Annotated in this window: 17 protein-coding genes; 3 read left to right on the plus strand and 14 right to left on the minus strand. The window is 65.4% G+C overall.

Annotated elements, in window-relative coordinates; all coding sequences use genetic code 11:
- Nucleotide 1 precedes the first annotated feature (1 nt).
- Nucleotides 2-565, minus strand: coding sequence for an integrating conjugative element protein (locus tag DIE11_RS17390; RefSeq protein ID WP_124625842.1), 564 nt, complete (start codon nucleotides 563-565; stop codon nucleotides 2-4).
- A 256-nt stretch (nucleotides 566-821) separates the two neighbouring features.
- Here DIE11_RS17390 and DIE11_RS17395 point away from each other — a divergent pair, with 256 nt between their 5' ends.
- The gene (locus DIE11_RS17395; protein ID WP_260437134.1) at nucleotides 822-1,955 is read left to right on the plus strand and encodes an ornithine cyclodeaminase; all 1,134 of its coding nucleotides are present in this window, start codon (nucleotides 822-824) and stop codon (nucleotides 1,953-1,955) included.
- 9 nt (nucleotides 1,956-1,964) lie between these two features.
- Here the strand turns inward: DIE11_RS17395 and DIE11_RS17400 are convergent, their stop codons facing one another.
- Genes DIE11_RS17400 through DIE11_RS17430 form a run of 7 tightly spaced genes read right to left on the minus strand, consistent with a single transcriptional unit; the run spans nucleotide 1,965 to nucleotide 8,606 of the window.
- On the minus strand, nucleotides 1,965-3,071 hold the full coding sequence (locus DIE11_RS17400) for an FAD-binding oxidoreductase (RefSeq protein ID WP_124625844.1): 1,107 nt from the start codon (nucleotides 3,069-3,071) through the stop codon (nucleotides 1,965-1,967).
- On the minus strand, nucleotides 3,068-4,453 hold the full coding sequence (locus DIE11_RS17405) for an FAD-dependent oxidoreductase (RefSeq protein ID WP_124625846.1): 1,386 nt from the start codon (nucleotides 4,451-4,453) through the stop codon (nucleotides 3,068-3,070). The genes DIE11_RS17400 and DIE11_RS17405 overlap by 4 nt, the downstream gene beginning before the upstream one ends.
- On the minus strand, nucleotides 4,440-4,745 hold the full coding sequence (locus tag DIE11_RS17410) for a (2Fe-2S)-binding protein (protein WP_124625848.1): 306 nt from the start codon (nucleotides 4,743-4,745) through the stop codon (nucleotides 4,440-4,442). The genes DIE11_RS17405 and DIE11_RS17410 overlap by 14 nt, the downstream gene beginning before the upstream one ends.
- Nucleotides 4,742-5,536 carry an ABC transporter permease gene (locus DIE11_RS17415; RefSeq protein ID WP_124625850.1) on the minus strand — a complete coding sequence of 265 codons (795 nt, stop codon included), beginning with the start codon at nucleotides 5,534-5,536 and terminating at the stop codon, nucleotides 4,742-4,744. Before DIE11_RS17415 ends, DIE11_RS17410 begins: the two co-directional genes overlap by 4 nt.
- Nucleotides 5,533-6,432: an ABC transporter permease gene (locus DIE11_RS17420; RefSeq protein ID WP_124625852.1), complete on the minus strand. Its 900-nt coding sequence runs from the start codon at nucleotides 6,430-6,432 to the stop codon at nucleotides 5,533-5,535. The genes DIE11_RS17415 and DIE11_RS17420 overlap by 4 nt, the downstream gene beginning before the upstream one ends.
- Nucleotides 6,425-7,495 carry an ABC transporter ATP-binding protein gene (locus tag DIE11_RS17425; RefSeq protein WP_124625854.1) on the minus strand — a complete coding sequence of 357 codons (1,071 nt, stop codon included), beginning with the start codon at nucleotides 7,493-7,495 and terminating at the stop codon, nucleotides 6,425-6,427. Before DIE11_RS17425 ends, DIE11_RS17420 begins: the two co-directional genes overlap by 8 nt.
- Nucleotides 7,496-7,550: 55 nt before the next feature.
- Nucleotides 7,551-8,606, minus strand: a complete 1,056-nt coding sequence (locus DIE11_RS17430) for an ABC transporter substrate-binding protein (RefSeq protein WP_260437135.1) — start codon at nucleotides 8,604-8,606, stop codon at nucleotides 7,551-7,553.
- Nucleotides 8,607-8,722: 116 nt separating this feature from the next.
- Here DIE11_RS17430 and DIE11_RS17435 point away from each other — a divergent pair, with 116 nt between their 5' ends.
- Together DIE11_RS17435 and DIE11_RS17440 are read left to right on the plus strand one after the other, a co-directional pair.
- Entirely contained in the window at nucleotides 8,723-9,673 is a 951-nt protein-coding gene (locus tag DIE11_RS17435) for a LysR substrate-binding domain-containing protein (protein WP_260437136.1), read from the plus strand.
- Between the two features lie 6 nt (nucleotides 9,674-9,679).
- A complete protein-coding gene (locus DIE11_RS17440; protein WP_124625856.1) occupies nucleotides 9,680-9,949 on the plus strand; it encodes a hypothetical protein in 270 nt (89 codons plus the stop codon).
- A gap of 46 nt (nucleotides 9,950-9,995) precedes the next feature.
- Here DIE11_RS17440 and DIE11_RS17445 read toward each other — a convergent pair whose 3' ends face one another.
- From DIE11_RS17445 to DIE11_RS17470, 6 genes are all read right to left on the minus strand, one after another.
- Nucleotides 9,996-11,201 (minus strand): porin, encoded by a 1,206-nt coding sequence (locus DIE11_RS17445; RefSeq protein WP_124625858.1) that lies wholly within the window; start codon nucleotides 11,199-11,201, stop codon nucleotides 9,996-9,998.
- 441 nt (nucleotides 11,202-11,642) lie between these two features.
- Nucleotides 11,643-12,164 carry a DUF4189 domain-containing protein gene (locus tag DIE11_RS17450; RefSeq protein ID WP_124625860.1) on the minus strand — a complete coding sequence of 174 codons (522 nt, stop codon included), beginning with the start codon at nucleotides 12,162-12,164 and terminating at the stop codon, nucleotides 11,643-11,645.
- Nucleotides 12,165-12,404: 240 nt separating this feature from the next.
- Nucleotides 12,405-12,971, minus strand: a complete 567-nt coding sequence (locus tag DIE11_RS17455; protein WP_124625862.1) for a lytic transglycosylase domain-containing protein — start codon at nucleotides 12,969-12,971, stop codon at nucleotides 12,405-12,407.
- Nucleotides 12,956-13,687, minus strand: a complete 732-nt coding sequence (locus DIE11_RS17460; protein WP_124625864.1) for a TIGR03759 family integrating conjugative element protein — start codon at nucleotides 13,685-13,687, stop codon at nucleotides 12,956-12,958. Before DIE11_RS17460 ends, DIE11_RS17455 begins: the two co-directional genes overlap by 16 nt.
- Nucleotides 13,684-14,340 carry a hypothetical protein gene (locus DIE11_RS17465; protein ID WP_124625866.1) on the minus strand — a complete coding sequence of 219 codons (657 nt, stop codon included), beginning with the start codon at nucleotides 14,338-14,340 and terminating at the stop codon, nucleotides 13,684-13,686. Before DIE11_RS17465 ends, DIE11_RS17460 begins: the two co-directional genes overlap by 4 nt.
- Complete coding sequence (locus DIE11_RS17470; protein ID WP_185633779.1) at nucleotides 14,337-14,753, minus strand: PilL N-terminal domain-containing protein; 417 nt, start codon at nucleotides 14,751-14,753, stop codon at nucleotides 14,337-14,339. The genes DIE11_RS17465 and DIE11_RS17470 overlap by 4 nt, the downstream gene beginning before the upstream one ends.
- Nucleotides 14,754-15,201: the final 448 nt, after the last annotated feature.

The following is a 15,201-nucleotide window of genomic DNA, read 5'->3' on the forward strand; positions in this document are numbered from 1 at the left end:
GTCACTGCTCGATTCCCGTCGCCGTGATCAGCGCGGGATAGTGATGCAGGTCGAGGCGCTGAGCGAGGTCATCGGCCGGCGTGGGCGACAGCATGAGGTCGGGAACCCGGCGGCGCAGCGCATCCAGTGCCGCGCGCGTGTCGACGTTGACGACCAGGCCGCTGGCATGGAGGTCGCGCAGTTCGCCGGCACGATGTTGTAGCCAGGCCCGCGATCGCGGGTCATCGCCGACGATGAACATCGCGTGCAAGCCGGGGGCCTGGATGACACGGGAGGCGACGTCACCCGGCGTCAGTTTCGCGGAATGAACCGGCAGCATGTCGGCGTCGGTCGCTGCATGCGGCACGGCAGAGGGCGCGCTCATCGGCAGTGACGCTGACGCATCGGGCAGCAGGTTCAGCGCGCGGTAGTAGGGTAGCGCGGAGATGCCGCCATGGTCTTCAACGACCGTCAGTGTGCTCTGTGTCTCACTCGACCATGCCGACAGAGGGGCACTGCCAAGGGTTGCAGTGAACACGGCAATGAGACGTAGTCGCCGCCTTTGCAATGCGAAGGTTCGTAGCATGTCGCTGCGGCTCCTGTCGTCTGCGCCTGAACGTGGTTCATCTTGCGTTGCTCAGGTCACCCAGGGCCGCTGCCAAAAGGATATGCGTGTCGCCCGCTTTTGCCACGGATACGGTGTCGATCGTCATCGCGCTTTCGCCAGAACCTCCGCGCTGAATTCGGGCGCCACGCATGTGAATCATCGAGGAGTCACCGCCGTGAGCGCGGTGGATGGGGGCGTTTCTCATGACGCCCGCTGCAGATCAAGGAGGTGCGTCATGGGTGATATGAGCGCGGTGCCCGAATCCGATCCGAAGCGACGGACGCGCATGGGCCGTCGTCCGTGGGTAGAGCCATCCGGGTCGGGTATTGCCACGCTGGATGCGCATTCGCTTGATCCTGTCGTCGTGGGTCAGTTGGCACGACGCGCATTGATGGATCTCAAGAAGGGTTCGACAGAGGGCGTGAAAGCCGTGCTTCAGCCGGATCGTAGCGAGCTGCATGACCTGGTCGATGATCCGGAGCACGCGTATGCGCCGGACGAACGTCCGAACTGGAAACTCAGCTCTCTGCTGAGCAAAAACCGGTGGTATTGCGGAGCCAAGCTGGTCGGGTCGCATAGCTACAACCGGCACTTCGGGATGGAACGGTCGCGTAGCTGGACCATCCTCTTCGACAAGCTGACGATGTACCCGTTGGCGTTGTTCGATGCCACGGGTTATTCGACGCAGCGCACGGGTGCGTATGCATCGATCGTGGTCGATTGCCTGCTGAAGCAGAGTGCCTCGTTCAACGTGTTTGTTTTTGGTACGGGGCGGGTCGCCACGGCGGTCGTGGACGACCTGCAGGCCCATCACGCCGGGCGTATCCAGACGCTCTATGTCAAGAGTCATGAGATGGAGCGTGCCGAGGCTTTCGCACGCGATGCGGCGACGCGGGTGAGCTATCCGGTCGTGGCGGTCGAGCGTCTGGACCGTCTTTCGTTTTGCGAATTTGTCGTCACCGCGTCGAACGCGGCGTCGCCGCTCTTTGCGGCGGAAGATATCGGCCGCGATGCCGTCGTGCTGCATCTCGGAGGAAACGAGACGCCGGCTTCCTGGATACGCCATGTGCTGGAGACGGGGACTGTCATCTGCGATGACGTGCAGACGGTCGCGCATCGTCATTCGCAGAGCCTTGCACTGTATTTTTCCGCGCAGGGGCGTTCGCTCGAAGACAGCGCGTTGCCGTATCAGATTCTGGATCTGTGGCAGATTCTCGACGACCCCACGTTCAACGGCCGGAGGCCCGCATTAGTGACCTGCGTCGGTATGCCTGTGCTCGATCTCTATCTCGCCCAGTATGCGTATGAGCAGAACGATCTGACGCTCGCCGAACCGGCCAATGACGCCTTGGCCGGCCCACCGGGTTAAGTCCTCTGGTTAGAAGCGATCAACGGCGAACGCATCTAGCGAGAGGGACGGCTTGCCTTCGATGATGGCTTCCGCGAGCAGTTTGCCGACGATCGGTGCGAGCTGGAATCCGTGCGCCGAGAACCCGAACGCATGGAAGAGCGATGGCGCGGCGCGGCTGGGAGAGATGACGGGCAGGCCATCGGGCATGAAGCCTTCGATGCCGGACCAGCAACGCACGGCCTGGGCGTTTCGCATGATCGGGAACAGCGTACAGACCGTGCGAGCGGCTTTCGCCAGACCGTCGAGGGTGGTACCGGCGTCGTTGGTGTCGAGATCGACCGGGGCACGGTGTCCACCGCCGATCAGCACCGTGCCGTTGTCGAACTGCTTGAACGAGAGCGATCGACCGACGGCACCGACGACGGGCCCCACGAACCGCTCCATGCGTGCCGTGACCATCAGCATCGAGCCGTTCGGCCGGAGCGGGGTAGGGTCGCCGAGAGCCGCGGCCAGGCGTCCGGCCCATGCGCCGGCGCAGTTGATAAGGGTGGCGGCATGATAGGTTGCGGCACCCGCCCGTACGGTCCATCGCGCCCCATCGCGCGCCGGCAGGTCGGCGGCGCAACCTTCATGGAAGACCGCGCCGCGTGCTTCCGCCTGGCGACGAAACGCGGCGGTGGTGCGATAAGGCAGCGCATAGCCATCGTCGGGGACCCACAAGCCGCCCTCGCAATGCGGCGCCAGCGCCGGCAACCGCTGGTAGAGCGCGTCATTGTCGAGAACGAGCTCGCGATAAGCCAGTCCCAGCGAAGCCACCGCCCGACTACGGGCCCGGAGTTGATCCATCTCGGTCTCGGTTTCCGCGACGCGAATCTGACCCACGGGTCGGAACCCGCCGTCGTCGCCGACCAGCTCGGGCAGGCGGTGCCATTCGTCCTTCGCGGCGATCGAGAGCGCGAGTTCGGGTAATGCGCGTCCCAGCGTCCGGACGCCGCCGGCATTGACGCCCGATGCGTGCCGACCGACGTAATCTTTCTCCAGCACGCGAACGGAGGCGCCGCGCCGGGCCAGATGCAGCGCGGTGGCACACCCCATGAGGCCGCCGCCGATGATGAGCACGTCGGTACTGTTCATACGGGTACCTCGTCTCCTGCCAGTTCGGCCAGTTCCGCCAGGCGAACCGGGACGATCGGCGGCCGAATCCGCAGCGCATGCTCGACACGCGGCGCCTCGCCCTCCGCACACATCACATGCGCGAGCGTCAGCCCGCACTGACGCGATTGGCACGGTCCCATGCCGCAACGCTGACCGCTCTTGAGTCGGTTGGCGTCGCGCCCACCCTGGCGTGCAAACGCACCGACGTCGCGTCCATGGATCTCCTCGCAGCGGCACACCACGGTCTCGGGGTCGGGCGGCGAGCTGAACGTGGGTGCGGGGCGGTACAGCGTTTCCAGGAACGGCCGTACGGCGGCATCGCGGGTGAGCGTGCGCAGGATGGCATCGCGGCGGCGGGTGAACTCGTGCTCGCTCATGCGACCCAACGCGTGAGCGGCCGCCAGGGCAGCGAGCTCGCCACGCAGTGGCGCGCAGGCGGCACCGGTGATGGCGGCGGCATCGCCGGCCAGCAGGATCGCCGGCTGGGAGGTCTGTCCGCAGGCGTCCGTCACGACCCGCCAGCATTGCGCACGTTCGTCCCATACGCGCGCGCATCCCGCCGCGAGCGCGGCTTGAATGTGCGGGATCACGCCCTGATGCAGGAACAACCCCGAGGTCTCCAGCGACGTCCAGTGCCCGCCACGCTGGTACTGCACCCGTTCGAGCCGGTCCTCGCCTTCGGCGTGGATACCGGTGACGCCGTGCACGATACGCAGGCCGGCGCGGCGTAACTCCATCAACATCTGCACGCCTCGCGCGAGATAGCGCGCGCCGCGCAGCGCGGCACGCCACTGCGCCGCGGCGCGTCGGTAGTGATCGAACGGGGTCGTGTCCAGGACTGCGGCGATCGGAATACCGAGGCGGGCGTACTGGGAGGCGACGAGATACAGCAGCGGACCGGAGCCGGCGAAGACGGCGTGCGGCCGGCCGATGCCCGCCGTCTTCAGCAGGATCTGTGCGGCCCCCGCGGTCATGACGCCCGGGAGCGTCCAGCCGGGGATCGGGCAGGGGCGTTCGATCGCACCGGTGGCGAGGATCACGCGTTGTGCCGCGACGCGATGGGCGTGCCCGTTCATCGAGAAGGCGATGTTGCCGTCGGCGCCGACGAACCAGACGCTCGTGCCCGAGCGGTAGTCCGCGCCACAGGCACGTAGCTGGCGAACCAGGTCGGCCCCGTGGGCGTACGTCGTGCCGAGCCGAAGATGATGGGCGGGCTGCGTGTCGATGCCGCGGTAGATCTGTCCACCGGGGCTGTCCTGTTCGTCGAGCACCAGCACCGACAGCCCCCGGCGGCGTGCTTCGATGGCCGCTCCCATGCCGGCCGGTCCGGCGCCGATCACCGCGAGATCAACGGTCTTCATGCGTGGCTCTCAGGTCGACGTGCATGTCGTGTCGCACCGGCGTCAGGCAGGTGCGCTGGCCGGGCTGTCCGTCGATGCGCGCCACGCACTCGAAACATGCGCCCATCAGGCAGTAGGGTGCGCGCGGCAGGCCGCTGAGCGCGGAGCGACGCCAGAGCGGCACGTCGGCGTAACCGAGCAGTGCGGCGGCGACGCTGATTCGGGCAGGTACCTGAAGCGGCGTGCCGTTCACATAAAGCCGCACGGGCGTGTTGCCAGGGGCGAGCGGTTGGAACACCGAATGGCAGGTCATGATTTGCCGACAAAAAGACGGTCGAGGCCGACCAGGCGATCGATCGCGATGACCAGCGCGAGTGCGCCGACGATCATCAACGTCGACACGGCGGCGACCATCGGATCCATGGAATCTTCGATGCGCAGGTAGATGCGTACCGGGAGCGTCGTCATCGACGGCGACGCGATGAAAGTGCTCATCGTCAGCTCATCGAAGCTGTGGATGAACGCCAGCAACCAGCCGCTGGCCAGTCCCGGCAGCAGCAGCCGCAACGTCACGCGGCGGAACACCATCCACGCGGATGCCCCCAGCGAGATGGCGGCCTGTTCGAGCGAGGCATCGAGGCCGTAGGCAGAGCCCAGGGCAAGCCGGAGCGCGTAGGGCAGCACGATCACGAGGTGCGCGCCGAGCAGCCCCGCGAAGGTGCCGTTGAGTCCGATGGCGTTGAAGAAGCGCAGAAACGCGACGCCCAGCACGATGTTGGGAATCAGCAGGGGCGACATCAGGACGCCGTGCAGTGCCGAGCGCCCGGGGAACTCGCCGCGTGCAAGTGCGAGGGCGGCCGGCACCGCCAGCGCGATCGCGAGGCTGGCCGAACCCGTGCCGAGCAGCAGGCTCGTGCGCAGCGCATGGCCGAACTCGGGCGCGCTCAGCAGGGCCCGATACCAGCGCAGCGAGGCGCCGCCGAACGGCATCGACAGATAGCCTTTAGCGGTGAACGACACGAGCACGATCGCGACGAGCGGCGCGGCCATGAAGCCCACGAACAAAGTATGAAACGTCAGCGCCAGGGGGCCGTTCTTTCTCATGACAGGACCTCCTTCAGTGCGCCTTGCGCCGGCGGGGGCGCGCGGCGTTGCCGCTCAACCAGCCGTTGATACAGCGTCAGGATCAGCAGGTTTGCGGCCAGCAGCAGGACGGCGAGCGTTGCGCCGGTCGGCCAGTCCAGCGTGCCGAAGAACTGGTCGTAGACCGCGGTCGCCACGACCTTCAGGCGCCTTCCACCGATGATGGCCGGCGTGGCGAAGGCGGTGGCGGCGAGCGAGAACACGACCGCTGACCCTGACACGATGCCGGGCAGGATCTGGGGAAGGACGAGGCGCCGGATCACGGTCCACGGGCTCGCACCGAGGGAGATGCCCGCGTATTCCACGTCCGGGTCGCAGCCCTGCAGCGCGACCCAGACCGCGATGACGACAAACGGGACGAGCACGTGGACGAGCGCGATCACCATGCCCGTCATCGTGTAGAGCAACGAGAGGGGTTCGTTCACCCATCCCAGCGTGAGCAACCCCTGGCTCAACGGACCGTTGGCGCCGAACAGCACTGACCAGCCGAGCGTGCGCACGACGACGGAGATCAGGAACGGCCCGAGCACGGCCATGAGGAACAGGCCGCGCCAGGGCGCCCGCATGCGCGAGAGGATGTAGGCTTCCGGCGTGCCGATCAGGACACTGAGCAACGCCACCGTCGCGGCCAGCGCGAACGTGCGCGCGAAAATGACGTGGAAGTACGGATCGCCGAGGACCGCCAGGTAGTTTGTCGGTGCGGCATCGCTACCGGACCAGGTGCCCCGGCTCGCGTCGAAGGTATGCAGGCTGAGCAGCACGGTCGCGACAAGCGGGATCGCCAGCAGCAGGAGATACAGCAGCCAGGCTGGGCTGCTCAGTAGCCACGGCGTCAGGGCCGCACGGGACTTACGCATGACGGGTCTCCGTCACGACACGCACGTCATCCGGCCGCCAGCGTAGCCCGACCACGCAGCCCTCGTGTGCGTCGCCGTGACCGCTTCGCACCCGCAAGGCACCGAGCGCCGTGTCGATCTCGTACATCCAGTGATCGCCCCCGTACGTGCGGGCCGAGACCGTGCCGGTGAGGGTGCAGCCATCCTTGTCCGCATCGGCGACGTTCGGCAGCAGATCGATTTTCTCGGGACGCAGGCTGACGCGCGCGCGCCCTCGCACCGGCACCCGCTGCGTGGTCTGGAGCCACTGGCCGTGCGACTGGACCAGCACCGCGCCGCCCGGCCCCGAGGTCGCTTCGCCGTCGATCAGGTTGGTCTTGCCGAGGAAGGTGGCGACGAAGGGCGTGCGCGGATGTTCATAGACCTCCCGCGGCGTGCCGGCTTGCTCGATGTGTCCACCGTTCATGACGGCGACGCAGTCGCTGAGCGCCATCGCCTCGGCCTGGTCGTGAGTCACCATGATGGTGGTGGTGCCTGTGCCACGCTGGATGCGACGCAGTTCGTCCTGCATGTCCTCGCGCAGTTTGGCGTCGAGATTGGAGAGCGGTTCATCGAGCAGCAGGACGGGGGGCTCGATCACCAGCGCACGGGCGAGGGCAACCCGCTGGCGTTGCCCGCCGGAGAGTTGCGCCGGATAGCGATCGCCCAGCGTTGCCAGTCGTACCAGTTCCAGCGCGCGGCCGACGCGACGCTGCTGCTCGGGGCGCGGCACGCGGCGCGTGTGCAGTCCGAACGCGATGTTTTGAGTCACCGTCATATGCGGAAACAAGGCATATGACTGGAACACGATCCCGAGGCCGCGGGCATTCGCTTTGATCGCGAGCAGATCCCGCCCATCGAGCCGGATCGATCCTGACGAGGGCGTCACGAAGCCCGCGATCATCTGCAACGTAGTGGTCTTGCCACAGCCCGAGGGGCCGAGCAGGGAGACGAACCGACCGCGTTCGACAGTGAGGGACACGTCGTGCACGGCCACGGTCCCGGCATAGCGCTTCTGAAGCGCATCGAGTTGGAGGAAGGTCATAGGTCGACGCGAGGAAAATGTGGAAGGGGGGATGGACTGCGGCGGGGCGCAGCCATCAGCGCTCGACGTCACGGACCCAGCGCTGGGTCCACGCGACGCGCGCGGAATTCACGGTGTGCCAGTCGACCGGCACCAGGTGTGCGACGGCGTCCGAGCCGTAGACGACCGTTCGCGCGACCGCCGCGGGCAGCACGGTGGTGCGATTGACTGGCCCCCAGCCGGCGCGAGCGGCGAGGATGGCCTGCACGCGTGGAGCGAGAAGGTCCTGAACCAGTGCCTGGGCGAGCGCCGCGTGCGGGCTGCCGGCAACGACGCAGGCGCTGGTCACCAGCGCCTGGGCGCCTTCCTTCGGCGCGACGAAGGCGACCGGAAACCCGGTGCGCGCCAGGGCGTCGACGCGACCGCTGCCCCAGACGCCGAGCACGACCTCGCCGGTTTGCATCAGCTCGGAAATCTTGCCGGACGAGGTTTCGAAGGTGAGGACATTCGGGGCCACGCGATCCGTCAGGAAGCGGAAGCCCGGGGCGATATCGCTCGCGCTGCCGCCTTGCGCCTGCGCCAGCGCAAGCAGGGTCTGCAAGCCATACGTGTTGATGATCGAGGGAACGAGCACGCGCCGTCGATAACGCGGATCGGCGAGATCGGTCCAGGAGGTTGGTGCAGGCCACCCGTGACGCGCGAAGGCGGCGGTGTTGTAGGCAAGGCCGGTGGCGACGATGCCGATGCCCACCGAACGACCATCGCCATGCGTCGTGGCGATGTCGTACACGTCGCGGTAGACCGGCGCAGGTTCAAGCGGTTGGCATAGGCCCAGCGCGGTCGCTTCCTGCATCGGACCGTCGTCGAGGATCGCCACGTCGATCGCCGGGTGATCGCGCTCGGCCTGGAGCCGCGCGAGGTTGCTAGCGGACGCGCCCGCGACATACTCCACGTGAGCGCGCTGCGCCGCAGCAAAAGGCGCGAGAATCTGGGTCCGGAACGTGGCTTCTGTCGTTCCCCCATAACCGGCGACCACCAGCGCCTCGCTGGCGACGGCGGCCGGGGTCATTGCGCCTGCTAACGCGGCCATACCGAAGGCGCGTAACCAGGCTCGCGGCGCATCCATGCGCATGGCGATCTCCTTGAACGTTTGTGCTTATCGTGTCCTTGTCATGGTAGGCAGCAGAAAGGCATAGAGTCAAAGTCGAAATATGTAAGAATCTATGCCAGTGATCTATGGATGGATCAATGGGGGACACATTGCGTGATTTCAGCATGCGCCAGTTGGAGGTGTTCGTCGCCGTGTACCGGCGTCGATCCGTGACGGAGGCCGCGGAGGCCCTGCACATCACTCAGCCCACGGCGAGCAAGCTGCTTGCGGAGCTGGAACGGATTTCGGGGCTGACGCTTTTTACGCGGGAACAGGGGCGGCTCACACCGACGATGGACGCGGAGAGCCTGATCGAACCCGTCGAGAAGATGCTGGTGGCCAAAGACGAGTTGAAGCGAAATTTCGGGCGAGTCGCGCGCGGACAGGCAGGTCATGTTCGGGTGGCAACGCTACCGGCGTTCAGCGTGGGCCTCGTTCCGCACGCGGTCCATGCATTCCTGCGTGAGCGTCCCGAGGCGACCGCCGATCTGCATACCGCGCCATCCGACTACGTCATCGAAAGGGTGATGAACCGTATGGCGGACGTTGGCTTTGCGACGTGGCGCTCCGTGGATAACCGGGTCACGCTTTCGCTCTTCGCGTCGCTTCCCGCCGTCTGTGCGCTGCCGGCCGACGATCCACTCGCTGGGCGCACGGAAATCTGCCCTGAGGATCTGGCGGGGCGTCGGTTCGTCTCACTCGATAAACAGTCGCTGTTCCGCAGAGAACTTGATCGTGTATTCGAAGAGGCCGAGGTCGCGCGCCGGATTGTGATTGAAGCCGGCGACGCGGCCACGGTGTGCAAACACGTGTCACTCGGAAATGGCCTGACCGTCATCGATCCGATTTCCGCGCTTGATCGGTGGCGCGGCGGCGACATCGTGATGCGGCCCTTCACCCCGGAAGTGACGTTCGAGGTGTACGCGGTCAAACCGAACGGGACAGCGCTCTCGACGTTGGCCGAGCAGTTCCTCGCCGAAGCCGGTCAGGTGCTCGCCGCGTTGCAGCGCGAGATCGCCGCGGCCTGTCGGGCAGGTCCAGCGTGCTGATAGGCGATGGGGCGTCGCGCACCACATGGACGGACGGCGATCGGCGTGCGCGGCTGCCCGTTATTCATTCCGATCGATCCGGAGAAGGCCCCCGAACTTGCCGCACACGTACGTGTGGTGCAGGCGTCGGCCGCGTTGGATTTCGAGCAGTTGCCCAGGCTCGGGGCACACCAGGAGATTTTCGCCTACCAGATCAGAGAGGCCGGCGACACGGTGTTCATCAACATGGAGTTTTACGGCCGGCATCGAGCAACGGCCTTGGCGATGGTGGCCTGAACGGTCACACGAACTCGGCGCCTTGTCACCATGGCGACGGCAGGGGCTAGAACTTGTGCCGCATGCCGACCCGCGCTAACGCCTGGCGGTTGCTGCTTGAGGCGGTGAGGCCATTGATCGCCGCCACGGCGGGGCCACCGGTGGATCGCGTGCCGGACGCCTTCTGGATCATGCCGACGATGTAGACATCGGTGCGTTTCGACAGAACATAGTCAGCGCCGATCGCGCCTTGCCAGTAGGTCGCGCCGTCGTTTGTGGCGGTGGTGCTGGCGACGGTGCCGCTTTTCAAATAATTGACCGCGGTGCCGAGGACAAGTGCCGGCGTCGCCTGAAACCGGAGATTCAATTCGACGTCATTGAACGTTGCTGAGCCCGAGTAGTGCAACGGATTCGGACCCGATGTGGAGGTATCGCCGAGCGACAGGAATCTCGTATTCGAGTACGTCATGCCGAGTGTGGCCTTTCCGATCGTGTAGGCCGCACCGGCACCGATGACCTGCATGGACCGGGCTGAGGCAAAGCCACTGGTTACCGGCGACGTGAAGTAGACACCGTTCGCGCTCACCGCGGTACTCGCGCCGTTGTCGCCGTAGAAACCGACATTCGGATTGCGAACGTTGAGGTAGCCCACACCGACGGTCAAGGCCCCACTGTCGTAGCCGGCGCCGAGCGACCACACCTGGTCTCGAGAAGCATGACCTGCGATACCACCGAGGCTATAGAGGCCATCGACTTTCAGCCCCTGGTAGCTCGCGCTTGCCACCTTGATCGCATTGTTGACGCGACCGGTGTTGTTGAAGTTGTCGATATCGGCGGGATGGGCGGTAATCGATCCGCCCCATTGATCGGCGATACTCAATTTCCCGAGGAAATCCACCACCGAATCGTATTGCCGCCCGATCGTGACGGTGCCCAGGTCGTTACCCAGGCCGATCCATGCCTGACGGCCGAATTCCAGCCCCTGAGAGCTACCGGGATTCGCGTTGCTCAACGCGCCGTTGGTGATGTTGAAACCATTCTCCAGCATGAAAAGCGCCTTGGTGCCGCCCCCCAGGTCCTCCACGCCGCGGATGCCCCATCGGGTGCTTTGCAGACCGCCGCTTCCCATGCTGACCAGGTGTTTTCCGTTCACGTTCGTGTTGTAGGTCAGGTTCTCGTCGAGAATGCCGTACATCGTGACGCTGCTTTGCGCGCTCGCGAGAGAACTGACGGCGCCGGTGAGGAGCGTCACGATAAGCGACGAAGTCTTCATGCTTTCTCCAAGTCAGATTTGTGGTTATGAAACCTTCTGTCCGCGAGTCGCACTATCAATACAAAGCACTGCCAAGGATTGGCGGTCTCACATGGAAGGGTGAAGGGAATCTATCGACGCCATTTTTAGACGTCCAATTCCAATTCACCTTTATTCCATGCCGGAAGGCTATGACGACACGAAACACGCTGGTCGCCGGTATGCGCCCATGGCGCCGGGAGACCCGTCTGCTACTGTGGAGAGGCCGTGAAGCAGCGTGAATTTATCGAGTGATTTCCCGAGCGCCTCGAAGTGCTGATCCGGCGCAGGGCGTGTCGGATCGAAACCGCGCTTGAAGTGCGGACAGAATCGGGGCGAATCGTGTGGCCTCTCGCCTCAATGCTGGTGGCGGAGCAGGCTCAGCACCATTCCATCAAGGGAGGGGGCAGAAAGGGCGTGCGGTTATTGGATGCGGACCGGAAGGGCGCAGGCACTGTAGTACACGTGGCAATGGGTCGTACCCGTGCTGCAAACCTTTATGCCATCGTCGCTTGCCTGTGCGACCGTGGCGGCGGAGCTGGCATTGATTTTCCCGTCGCCGATGATCACGACGCCGCACTGATCATGGAAAGAAATGAGGACCCTGCATTGGGTGCCGCCTTGATTTTGGCATTCGCTTACGGCCGACGCCTCAGCGCTCGCTTGATTCGTGCCATTCATGGAAGCGCCGAGTTTGCCGAGTTGATTATCTGTCGCAATGGCGCCCCACTGGCTGGCCCATCGCGCCGGAGGTTGCTGCACTCGCTGCTGAGAGGGCTGCGCGGCACTGTTGGTCGGCATGCATCCTTGCCACCCATTGCCTTGAATGGGTACGCAGTCTATGCCGGGTTGTTGGGCATACGCAGCACGACCACAAGACACCGCAGCGATGAACAGCAAACTCAGCATGGAACGGATTTTCATGCCCATCAGCGTCCTTGTCATTCATCATCCCCCTGAAAAGGCTTTACAGCGTCTTGTCCGAATCTTAGGGCAGCCGCAAGCGATGCTCCGGGTTGGCGCCGTGAGCGGCCTGCCGATCCGCCGTGCGCCAAGTATAGATGCGCCGCCACGTCTTGACGTACAGGCTCTCGCGACCCGACGGCTCAGGAATCGAAACGGAGGGCTATACGACACCTTGGTACAGGCGTTCACGTGAACGGCGAAGTCAGGCTATCGATTGCGTTATGGCATCGCCGTCGACAGGCTCAAACCGAGCACACGAACGAGATGCTGTCGCACTCTACGCCTGTAATAGGCTGCGACTGTGCCGCCGGCGGGGCGATGATAGCGTCCGACGGCGATGAGCCAGTCTTCGCCCGGATTGTGTTGCTCGCGCAGGATGGTGGCGGCAATGGCGAGGTTGCGATACGGGTCGAGCAGTTCGCACGGTTCACGGTAGCGCTGGGCCTGATACCCCAGGTTGACCTGGCCCAGACCGACATCGAGGCGCGTGGCAGGCCACTGTCTCAGAGCGATCCGCAGTGCGCCGCACGCCTGTGCGGCAGTAGCATAGCGATACGGTACGCCTGCGATGTCCAGCGTCCACGGCCAGGGAATCAGGTGGCCGTGGAATCGCGCGCCGCTCTCCTGGAGCGCCACGGCGAAGAGCACGGTCGACGGGACGCCCGCGTCGTTGGCCGCGATCTGGTACGCAGGCGGCGGGAGCTCCATGGCGTGAATGGGGAGCGACGCAAGCCCGATCCATAAGGCGGCGATCCGCGTATAACGCCGAGTCACTGGCGTGACCATTGCCCGTGATCTTCCTTCAACACGGCGGGAAGATCGCTTTGGTCGCCGAGCGACAACCAGCGACCGGCGTCATGGTTGAGGGTGATCGTACGCGCGCGGACTTTCGCAGGATCGAGGCCAACGCGCCTGGCCCATTGGCGGATCGCGCTGTCATCGCCACGACTTCCGACGACATAGATATCGAAGGGCAAGCCTTGGGTCTGCAATGCCTGCACCTTCGCGTCGCACGCGGGACACTGATCGCGCACGAACACCGCCAGCCGTCCGGTGGCGTCCGTTGACGCGGCGACGGCCGGCGAGGCCGCGGTATCCTGCAGATGGACGGGTTGCATGGTGGGGTAGAGGCGCTTCCAGGCCGCGTCGTAGGCGAGCTGATAGGCGAGTTCTTTCTGGACACGCTGGGCTTCGAAATGCACCTGTAGCTCGGCATAGCGTCGACGCTCGGCGTCGGACCGTGCCTCGATCCCAAGTGCCGTCAACGGGTCGAGATTGGGTGAGGCGATCCCGAGCGGCCCGCGCATCAGTTGCTCGTAACGACTCCACTCGTCGGCGTGCAGGCCCCATGCCTGGGCTTGGGATGCGTCGTGAGGCACAACGGCTGTTGCCTGGATGCGCGTGCTTTGCGTGCTTACCTGTTGGGCATGACTCATCGGAGAGGTCGACAGGGTGATCCACGCGGCGGCGGTCATCGACCAGCAGAGCGCTGCGCGATTCATGGTGTGCGTCCTGGAATGTCGAGACGGACGGTTTGCCCGTTGGCGCGGAATATGGCCGTCGACCCGTCGATGGTCTGGAGCTGCCAGCCGGCGGTCGCATCCCCGGGATGCAGTAGTGTGGTCTGATCGATGGGTGCATTAACGCTTGGCGCGACTGCAAGAAAGCCCTCGCCCCCGCGCAGTTCCGTGCCGAGCACGGTGAATGGCGGCGTCGGGACGGGCGCTGCCACCGGACGAGGCCGCCGAACCGGCTTGCGGTCCGGTTTGACATGCTGGGCGGCTACCTCGGCGTCGAGCTGGCCGAGGCGGGTTTGCAACGCGGCCAGGTCCTGGCTCGCCGCGCGGGCGTCGATGGCCTGCTCAAGCTTGCTCAAACGTGCGTCGGTCGCTTTCTGGGCGGCGCGCAGATCCGCACGCCGCACGATGTCGACGGGATGCGAAAGCGCGGTCACGCGTTGCTCGAGCGCGGTTTGTTCACGATGTAAGCCATCCATATCCGCAACGCGCGGCACATGCGCGACGCGTGTCGCGATGCCGGAGACCAGCAGGTAGTCAATCACGACACCGGCGCTGACGAGCGTGCCCCATGCGCAGGCGACGAGGAGGGGTAGGCGTAGGCGGGGAGTCCCGGACTGCGGAAGCGGCATGGTCATGGCGTGCTCTCGTGGGCAGGCGTGATCGAATCGTTCGGGGCGGCCGGGCCCGGCGCCGCGAGGGAAGTTGCCGGCAGGGGCGATGTTCCTGGGATTGGGTTGAAGCACACGGTGCGCGTGGCGCTGTCGACGGCCACTTGCCAGGCGCCGCCGACAAGCGCCTGAAGTGCGTCTCGCAGGGTGACCGGACCGAGATGCAGGTCCGCGGCGGGCAGCGGCCAGCCAAACAGCGACTGGACCGGGCCTTCGCCGGTGCAGAGTCGATAGCCGGAGCGTCGCAGCACATAGCGCAGTGCATCGCCCACGGTGGCATCATCCGCACCCGGCATCGTCACGTCGATGATTTGCTGCATGAGTTCGTGCTGCGATGCCGTCACGCCGACCTCGACCAGCGTGTAGCGGCCGTAGCGCACCGCTGGCACCTCGGACTCAGGCGCAGGCGCGACCTGTCCGGTGTCGCTGAGCGCGGGGGCGGGGGATGGGGCCGCAGGCGTGACGGTGGCGCAGCCGGCGACGAGTTGCGCACCGGCGAGCAACCACGCGTAGCGAGTGAGCAGACGCCGCAGGCGAGATGGGGCAGGGCTAGGCATACGGAAGTCCCCAGGATCGATGAGACGTCACCATCGCGGCGGCGTGCCCGGGTGTCACTCGCCAATCGGTCACCTGTCGCGACCGCTTTCCAGCCGTCCAGGCCGAGCCCGGTCGTCAGCGACGACCCACGCCCGGAGGCGAGCACCGATGTGCCAAAGACCACATCCCACGAGATCGTTGCGACGGCGGATAGAATGAGCCTCCAGGCGGCTCGTCCGCGGCGGCTGCTGGGGCGAGTGGTCAGTCTGTCGATCTCTCACGAAAATCGGC

The organism is Burkholderia sp. Bp9012 (assembly GCF_003853825.1).
Classification (GTDB): domain Bacteria; phylum Pseudomonadota; class Gammaproteobacteria; order Burkholderiales; family Burkholderiaceae; genus Burkholderia; species Burkholderia diffusa.